We start from the raw sequence: 6,857 nt of genomic DNA on the forward strand, positions 1-6,857 counted from the left end.
CGTTTCGGCAAGATCATCAAGCCGTTCTCGGAACTCACTATCAAGGTGCGTCAGATTGAGGAGCAAGCCTAATGGGTAACAAAGTCAATCCAATTGGCATGCGCCTTCAGGTCAACCGCACCTGGGACAGCCGCTGGTACGCCGACACCAAGGATTATGGCAATCTTCTTCTGGAAGATATCGCCATGCGCAAATTCATCGGCAAAGAGTGCAAACAGGCCGGCATCAGCCGTGTGATCATCGAGCGTCCGCACAAGAAGTGCCGCGTCACGATCCACACCGCACGTCCCGGCGTGATCATCGGCAAAAAAGGCGCCGATATCGAAGGTCTGCGCAAAAAGCTGGCGGCGATGACCGACAGCGAGCTGCACCTGAACATCGTCGAGGTCCGCAAGCCGGAGCTTGACGCGGCTCTGGTCGGTGAAAGCATCGCGCAGCAGCTTGAGCGTCGTGTGTCCTTCCGTCGTGCCATGAAGCGCGCCGTGCAGAACGCAATGCGCATGGGTGCCCTTGGTATCCGGGTCAACGTCGCGGGCCGCCTTGGTGGTGCCGAGATCGCCCGTACCGAATGGTATCGCGAAGGTCGTGTGCCGCTGCACACCCTGCGTGCCGACATCGATTATGCACCTTATGAGGCGCTGACGCCTTATGGCATCATCGGTATCAAGGTCTGGATCTTCAAGGGTGAGATCATGGAACATGATCCGGCGGCTCGTGACCGTAAAGCCCAGGAACTCCAGGATGGTCCCGCGCCCCGTGGCGCCGGCGGCCGCCGTTAAGGAGGAATGACAGATGCTACAACCAAAGCGCAGTAAATTCCGCAAGATGCACAAAGGCCGGATCAAGGGAGAAGCCAAGGGCGGCTCCGATCTGAACTTTGGCACTTACGGCCTCAAAGCGACCCAGCCCGAGCGTGTGACTGCACGCCAGATCGAAGCTGCTCGTCGTGCCATGACGCGTCACATGAAACGTCAGGGTCGGGTTTGGATCCGGATCTTCCCGGACCTTCCCGTGACCAGCAAACCCACCGAGGTTCGGATGGGTAAAGGTAAAGGTTCGGTTGATTTCTGGGCCGCCAAGGTCAAGCCGGGCCGGATCATGTTCGAGATCGACGGCGTGTCCGAAGCCATCGCATTCGAGGCCCTGCGCCTTGCCGCGATGAAGCTTCCGATCAAGACCCGGGTCGTGGTTCGCGAAGACTGGTAAACTGGGTGGGTCTCACCCATTCTGCCTGAAATCGAAAAGCCCCTGCCGAGCGATCGGCGGGGGCTTTTTGTTGCAGGGGGGCCAAGGCCTCTCGCCACGCGGGCGCCACTGGTTTAAGAGGGGGGCCATGACACAGATATCCTCACTTTTCGTGACCCGCCTCTATCATGCCGCCCTGTCCGAGCACGGCAAACCCATTGATGCCGCCGAGCTTGAGGCGTCGTGTTATTCCATCGCCGAGGATGACGAGGCGGGACAGGAGTGGTGCGAGGAAAACGGCTATCCGGGCTATACCTCTTATGCCTCGCTCACTGATCTTGGCTGGCGGTTTCCGATTTTCAAGCAACTCGTCAAGGTGCTCAACAAGCATGTCGCGGCCTTTGCCAAGGATCTGGAGTTTGATCTCGACGACAAGAAGCTCAAGCTTGAGGATATCTGGATCAACATCCTCCCCGAGGGGGGCACCCATAGCAGTCATATCCACCCGCATTCCGTGATCAGCGGCACCACCTATGTGGCGATGCCCGACGGGGCCAGTTCCCTGAAACTGGAAGATCCGCGATCGGCCATGATGATGGCCGCCCCCGCCCGGCGCAAGGATGCGCGCGAGGAAATGCGAAGCTTCGTATATGTCGCGCCGGAAGTGGGCGATGTGTTGCTCTGGGAAAGCTGGCTGCGCCACGAGGTGCCGATGAACATGAGTGAAGAGGATCGGATCAGCGTCAGTTTCAACTATAGCTGGGGCTAAACGGTCAGGCGCGCGCAGCCAAACCCGGAGAGGCGCTCGTTTCAGCCACCCTACAGGCCGAAAAACCCGTGGTTTTTGCCCAAACTGCGGGGAATCGGCCTGAATGGCGGCTCTGGGGGAAACAGGGGTTGCTTTATGTCGCAAGGGGTTCTAAATGGCCCCTTCATCATGAACTCCACTGGAATCAGGGTGACCCTGCATGAGGGCCCGCCAGTGATGTTGAAAGGAAAAAGCGCATGAACGCTAAAGAGCTACGTGACAAGACACCCGATCAGCTCCGTGAGGAGCTGACCAGCCTGAAGAAAGCGCAATTCAATCTGCGTTTCCAGGCCGCGACCGGTCAACTGGAAAACCCTGCACAGATGCGCGCTGCACGCCGCAACGCCGCCCGTGTGCTGACCATCCTGAACGAAAAAGCCGCTAACGCGGCAGCAGAATAATAGGGAGCCTCTCAGATGCCCAAACGTATCCTGACTGGCACCGTGACCAGCGACGCAAACGAACAAACCATCACCGTGTCGGTTGAACGCCGTTTCAAGCACCCGGTGCTGCAAAAAACCATCCGTAAGTCCAAGAAGTACCGGGCTCACGATGAAAAGAACGCTTTCAAGGTCGGCGATTCCGTCCGCATCATCGAATGCGCGCCGCGCTCGAAAACGAAACGTTGGGAGGTGCTTGAGGCGTAAGCCTCGGGCCCTTTTCGGCATAATCGAAACCCTGGGGATCAGGCACTGCATCGCCCCCCATAGGTCGGGAGAAACCAAATGATCCAGATGCAAACCAACCTGGATGTTGCTGACAACTCCGGCGCTCGCCGAGTTCAGTGCATCAAGGTTCTGGGTGGTTCCAAGCGTAAATACGCTAGCGTGGGCGACATCATCGTCGTCTCCGTCAAGGAAGCCATTCCGCGTGGTCGCGTAAAGAAAGGTGACGTCCGCAAGGCCGTCGTCGTGCGCACAGCCAAGGAAGTTCGTCGTGAAGACGGCACCGCAATCAAGTTCGACCGCAACGCCGCCGTGATCCTGAACAACGCAGGCGAGCCGGTCGGCACCCGTATCTTCGGGCCGGTTGTTCGCGAGCTGCGTGCCAAGAACTTCATGAAAATCATCTCGCTCGCGCCGGAGGTGCTGTAAGATGGCTGCTAAACTGAAAAAAGGCGACACCGTTGTCGTTCTGGCCGGTAAAGACAAAGGCCAGAAGGGCACGATCACCACTGTTGACCCCAAGAGCGGCAAAGCTGTCGTTGAAGGCGTGAACATGGCCATCCGCCACACCCGTCAAAGCCAGACCAGCCAAGGCGGTCGCGTCCCGAAAGCGATGCCGATCGACCTGAGCAATCTGTCGCTTCTCGACAAAAACGGCAAACCGACCCGCGTTGGCTTCAAGATTGAAGGCGACAAGAAGGTGCGTTTTGCCAAGACCACGGGGGACGTGATCGATGCTTGATACAGCAACCTACACCCCGCGCCTCAAAACCGTTTTCCGCGAAACCATCAAGCCCGCTCTGAAAGAAGAGTTCGGCTATAAGAACGACATGCAGATCCCGCGTCTGGACAAAATCGTTCTGAACATTGGTTGCGGTGCCGAAGCGGTGCGCGATTCCAAGAAAGCCAAATCGGCCCAGGAAGATCTTTCCACCATCGCAGGTCAGCACGCGGTTATCACCAAGGCGCGCAACTCGATCGCGGGCTTCCGTGTTCGTGAAGACATGCCGCTTGGTGCCAAGGTAACCCTGCGCGGCGACCGGATGTTTGAATTCCTTGATCGTCTGATCACCATCGCAATGCCCCGTATCCGCGACTTCCGCGGCGTGTCGGGCAAGTCGTTCGACGGCAATGGCAACTACGCCATGGGTCTCAAGGAACACATCGTCTTCCCCGAAATCAACTTCGACAAGGTCGACGAAGTTTGGGGCATGGATATCGTTATCGCAACCACGGCGAAGACCGACGCTGAAGCTAAGGCACTGTTGAAGCACTTCAACATGCCTTTCAACAGCTAAGCCGCGGGAGGATAGATTTATGGCTAAAAAAGCAATGATCGAGCGCGAAAAGAAACGCCAGGCTCTGGTGGATCGCTTCGCCAAGAAGCGCGCCGCGCTCAAAGAGATCATCAACGATGAAAGCAAGCCGATGGAAGAGCGTTTCCGCGCTTCCCTGAAACTTGCGAAACTGCCGCGCAACAGCTCGGCCACCCGGCTGCACAATCGGTGCCAGCTGACCGGTCGTCCGCATGCGTATTATCGCAAACTCAAAGTATCGCGGATCATGCTGCGCGAGCTTGGCTCGAGTGGCCAGGCCCCCGGCGTCGTGAAATCCAGCTGGTAAGGGAGAATTAGCATGAATGATCCTATCGGCGATATGCTCACCCGTATCCGCAACTCGCAGATGCGTGGTAAATCCACGGTTTCGGTTCCGGCCTCGAAAATGCGCGTGCGCGTTCTCGATGTTCTGGCATCCGAGGGCTATATCCGCGGTTATGAGATGAGCACTGGCAAAGATGGCCACCCGGCAATCGAAGTCAGCCTGAAATATTTCGAAGGCACCCCTGTTATTCGCGAAATGAAACGGGTTTCCAAACCCGGACGTCGCGTCTACCTGGGCGTCGATGACATCCCGCAAGTCCGTCAGGGCCTGGGCGTGTCGATTGTCTCCACCTCCAAGGGTGTGATGTCGGATGCATCTGCACGCGCGGCCAACGTTGGCGGCGAAGTGCTCTGCACTGTATTCTAAGGAGACCACGAAATGTCTCGTATCGGCAAACAGCCCGTATCGCTGCCTGATGGCGTCACCGCGACGCTTTCGGGTCAGACGATCGAAGTCAAAGGCCCCAAGGCCACCAAAAGCTTCACCGCCACCGATGATGTCACAATCACCATCGCAGACGGTCAGGTTACGGTGACGCCCCGCGGCAAATCCAAGCGCGCGCGCCAGCAGTGGGGCATGACCCGTACGGTCATCTCCAACCTGGTGCACGGCAGCCGGGAGGCCTTCAAGAAAGAGCTCGAGATCCGCGGCGTGGGCTATCGTGCCCAGCTTCAGGGCAACGTGCTCAAACTGAACCTCGGCCTCAGCCATGATGTCGATTTCCAAATTCCGGATGGTGTGACTGTTACCGTTCCCAAGCCCACCGAAATGGTGGTTGAAGGCACGGATAAGCAGCTCGTTGGTCAGGTCGCGGCAAATATCCGCGATTGGCGTCGCCCCGAGCCCTACAAAGGCAAAGGCATTCGCTACAAAGACGAGTATATCTTCCAGAAGGAAGGCAAGAAGAAGTAAGGACGCGACAGATGGCAAACAGCAAGAGAAAACTGTTCCAAAAACGCCGTATGCGCGTTCGGAACAAACTTCGCAAGGTCAACGCAGGGCGTCCGCGCCTTTCGGTGCACCGCTCGAACAAGAATATCAGCGTTCAGCTGATCGACGACGTCAACGGTGTGACGCTCGCCAGTGCCTCGACCCTCGAAAAGGATCTTGGTCTGGTCGGGAAGAACAACGTCGAAGCCGCAGCCAAGGTTGGCGCGGCGATCGCAGAGCGGGCCAAAAAGGCCGGCATCAGCGAGGCGTATTTCGATCGTGGTGGATTCCTGTTTCACGGCAAGGTCAAGGCAGTCGCCGACGCCGCGCGTGAAGCCGGGCTGAAGATCTAATAGCGAAGGCGGTCTGGGAACGGACCGCCTCGATGATCCGGGCCCCGGAGATGATCCGGGGCACTTGGATTGACATATATGGTGCCGATGGCGCCGCATTGAAAGGAAGCCAAAATGGCAAGAGATGAGAACCGTCGTGGCGGTCGCGATCGCGACGAAACGCCGGAATTCGCAGATCGCCTCGTCGCGATCAACCGGGTCAGCAAGACCGTTAAAGGTGGTAAGCGTTTTGGGTTTGCGGCGCTGGTCGTTGTAGGCGACCAAAAGGGCCGCGTCGGCTTTGGCAAAGGTAAGGCGAAAGAGGTCCCCGAGGCCATTCGCAAAGCCACCGAAGCCGCCAAGCGCGCCATGATTCGCGTGCCGCTGCGTGAGGGCCGTACCCTGCACCACGACATGGAAGGTCGCCACGGCGCCGGCAAGGTCGTGATGCGCACAGCACCGCAAGGTACCGGTATCATCGCCGGTGGTCCGATGCGCGCCGTGTTCGAAATGTTGGGTGTTCAGGACGTTGTTGCAAAATCCAACGGCAGCCAGAACCCCTATAACATGATCCGCGCCACGTTGAACGGGCTTCAGAAAGAAAGCTCGCCCCGCATGATCGCCCAACGCCGAGGCAAAAAGGTCGCTGACATCCTGAAAAAGGGTGACGAAGCGCCGGTTGCCGAAGCCTCGGAAGCGTAAGGAGTTCTGATCTATGGCTAAAACCATCGTTATCAAGCAGATCGGTTCGCCGATCCGTCGTCCCGCCAAACAGCGTCAAACGCTGATCGGCCTGGGTCTGAACAAGATGCACAAGACACGTGAGCTGGAAGACACTCCTTCGGTTCGCGGCATGGTGAACAAGATTTCACATATGGTCGAGATCATCGAAGAAAAAGGCTAAGTCCTTTTCCTTGAAGACATCGAAAACGCCTCCGGTTCCGCCGGGGGCGTTTTTGTTTGCGAAGGAGTAAGGCACGAGCGACGTGTTCTGTGGTGCTGACAGGTGAGCTTTAGGGCGTTACCAATATGCAAATCTCACCAAGGATGCAGCACATGCCCACCATCGAATACTTCTACTCAGCCCATTCGGCCTATGCCTATTTGGGCGCCCAGAAGCTGGCCCAGATCTGCACAGATCATGGCTGCACACTGCTGCATCGGCCAATTTACCTAAGCCCCGTCATTGAGGCCGCAGGATCACAGCCATTTGCAGCCCGCACCAAGGCCTACGCTGACTATTTCTTTGGCCGCGAGATTGAACGTTGGGCCGAT

14 protein-coding genes and 1 pseudogene are annotated in these 6,857 nt (G+C 57.7%); all 15 read left to right on the forward strand.

What is annotated here, in order from left to right; all coding sequences use genetic code 11:
• Positions 1-71 precede the first annotated feature (71 nt).
• The gene (gene rpsC / locus QZ522_RS16305) at positions 72-779 is read left to right on the forward strand and encodes a 30S ribosomal protein S3 (RefSeq protein WP_073199636.1); all 708 of its coding nucleotides are present in this window, start codon (positions 72-74) and stop codon (positions 777-779) included.
• A gap of 13 nt (positions 780-792) precedes the next feature.
• Positions 793-1,206: a 50S ribosomal protein L16 gene (rplP, locus tag QZ522_RS16310; protein ID WP_073199638.1), complete on the forward strand. Its 414-nt coding sequence runs from the start codon at positions 793-795 to the stop codon at positions 1,204-1,206.
• Between the two features lie 127 nt (positions 1,207-1,333).
• The gene (locus QZ522_RS16315; protein WP_294613998.1) at positions 1,334-1,954 is read left to right on the forward strand and encodes a 2OG-Fe(II) oxygenase family protein; all 621 of its coding nucleotides are present in this window, start codon (positions 1,334-1,336) and stop codon (positions 1,952-1,954) included.
• A 236-nt stretch (positions 1,955-2,190) separates the two neighbouring features.
• Complete coding sequence (gene rpmC, locus QZ522_RS16320) at positions 2,191-2,394, forward strand: 50S ribosomal protein L29 (RefSeq protein WP_294614001.1); 204 nt, start codon at positions 2,191-2,193, stop codon at positions 2,392-2,394.
• 15 nt (positions 2,395-2,409) lie between these two features.
• On the forward strand, positions 2,410-2,640 hold the full coding sequence (gene rpsQ / locus QZ522_RS16325; protein ID WP_294614003.1) for a 30S ribosomal protein S17: 231 nt from the start codon (positions 2,410-2,412) through the stop codon (positions 2,638-2,640).
• A gap of 78 nt (positions 2,641-2,718) precedes the next feature.
• Positions 2,719-3,087 (forward strand): 50S ribosomal protein L14, encoded by a 369-nt coding sequence (gene rplN, locus QZ522_RS16330; RefSeq protein WP_294614007.1) that lies wholly within the window; start codon positions 2,719-2,721, stop codon positions 3,085-3,087.
• Position 3,088: 1 nt separating this feature from the next.
• A complete protein-coding gene (gene rplX / locus QZ522_RS16335) occupies positions 3,089-3,400 on the forward strand; it encodes a 50S ribosomal protein L24 (protein WP_294614009.1) in 312 nt (103 codons plus the stop codon).
• Positions 3,393-3,956, forward strand: a complete 564-nt coding sequence (gene rplE / locus QZ522_RS16340; protein ID WP_294614012.1) for a 50S ribosomal protein L5 — start codon at positions 3,393-3,395, stop codon at positions 3,954-3,956. Before rplX ends, rplE begins: the two co-directional genes overlap by 8 nt.
• 19 nt (positions 3,957-3,975) lie before the next feature.
• Positions 3,976-4,281, forward strand: coding sequence for a 30S ribosomal protein S14 (gene rpsN, locus QZ522_RS16345; protein ID WP_092840468.1), 306 nt, complete (start codon positions 3,976-3,978; stop codon positions 4,279-4,281).
• A 12-nt stretch (positions 4,282-4,293) separates the two neighbouring features.
• A complete protein-coding gene (rpsH, locus tag QZ522_RS16350; protein ID WP_294614018.1) occupies positions 4,294-4,686 on the forward strand; it encodes a 30S ribosomal protein S8 in 393 nt (130 codons plus the stop codon).
• 12 nt (positions 4,687-4,698) lie between these two features.
• Positions 4,699-5,232 carry a 50S ribosomal protein L6 gene (gene rplF / locus QZ522_RS16355; RefSeq protein WP_294614021.1) on the forward strand — a complete coding sequence of 178 codons (534 nt, stop codon included), beginning with the start codon at positions 4,699-4,701 and terminating at the stop codon, positions 5,230-5,232.
• 11 nt (positions 5,233-5,243) lie between these two features.
• Positions 5,244-5,603, forward strand: a complete 360-nt coding sequence (gene rplR / locus QZ522_RS16360) for a 50S ribosomal protein L18 (RefSeq protein ID WP_294614024.1) — start codon at positions 5,244-5,246, stop codon at positions 5,601-5,603.
• Between the two features lie 114 nt (positions 5,604-5,717).
• On the forward strand, positions 5,718-6,284 hold the full coding sequence (rpsE, locus tag QZ522_RS16365) for a 30S ribosomal protein S5 (protein WP_294614026.1): 567 nt from the start codon (positions 5,718-5,720) through the stop codon (positions 6,282-6,284).
• Positions 6,285-6,297: 13 nt separating this feature from the next.
• Positions 6,298-6,486 (forward strand): 50S ribosomal protein L30, encoded by a 189-nt coding sequence (gene rpmD / locus QZ522_RS16370; protein WP_294614029.1) that lies wholly within the window; start codon positions 6,298-6,300, stop codon positions 6,484-6,486.
• Between the two features lie 152 nt (positions 6,487-6,638).
• Positions 6,639-6,857: pseudogene (locus tag QZ522_RS16375) on the forward strand (2-hydroxychromene-2-carboxylate isomerase); the annotation flags it as partial.

The sequence above is a fragment of the uncultured Roseovarius sp. genome (assembly GCF_913054395.1).
GTDB lineage: Bacteria > Pseudomonadota > Alphaproteobacteria > Rhodobacterales > Rhodobacteraceae > Roseovarius.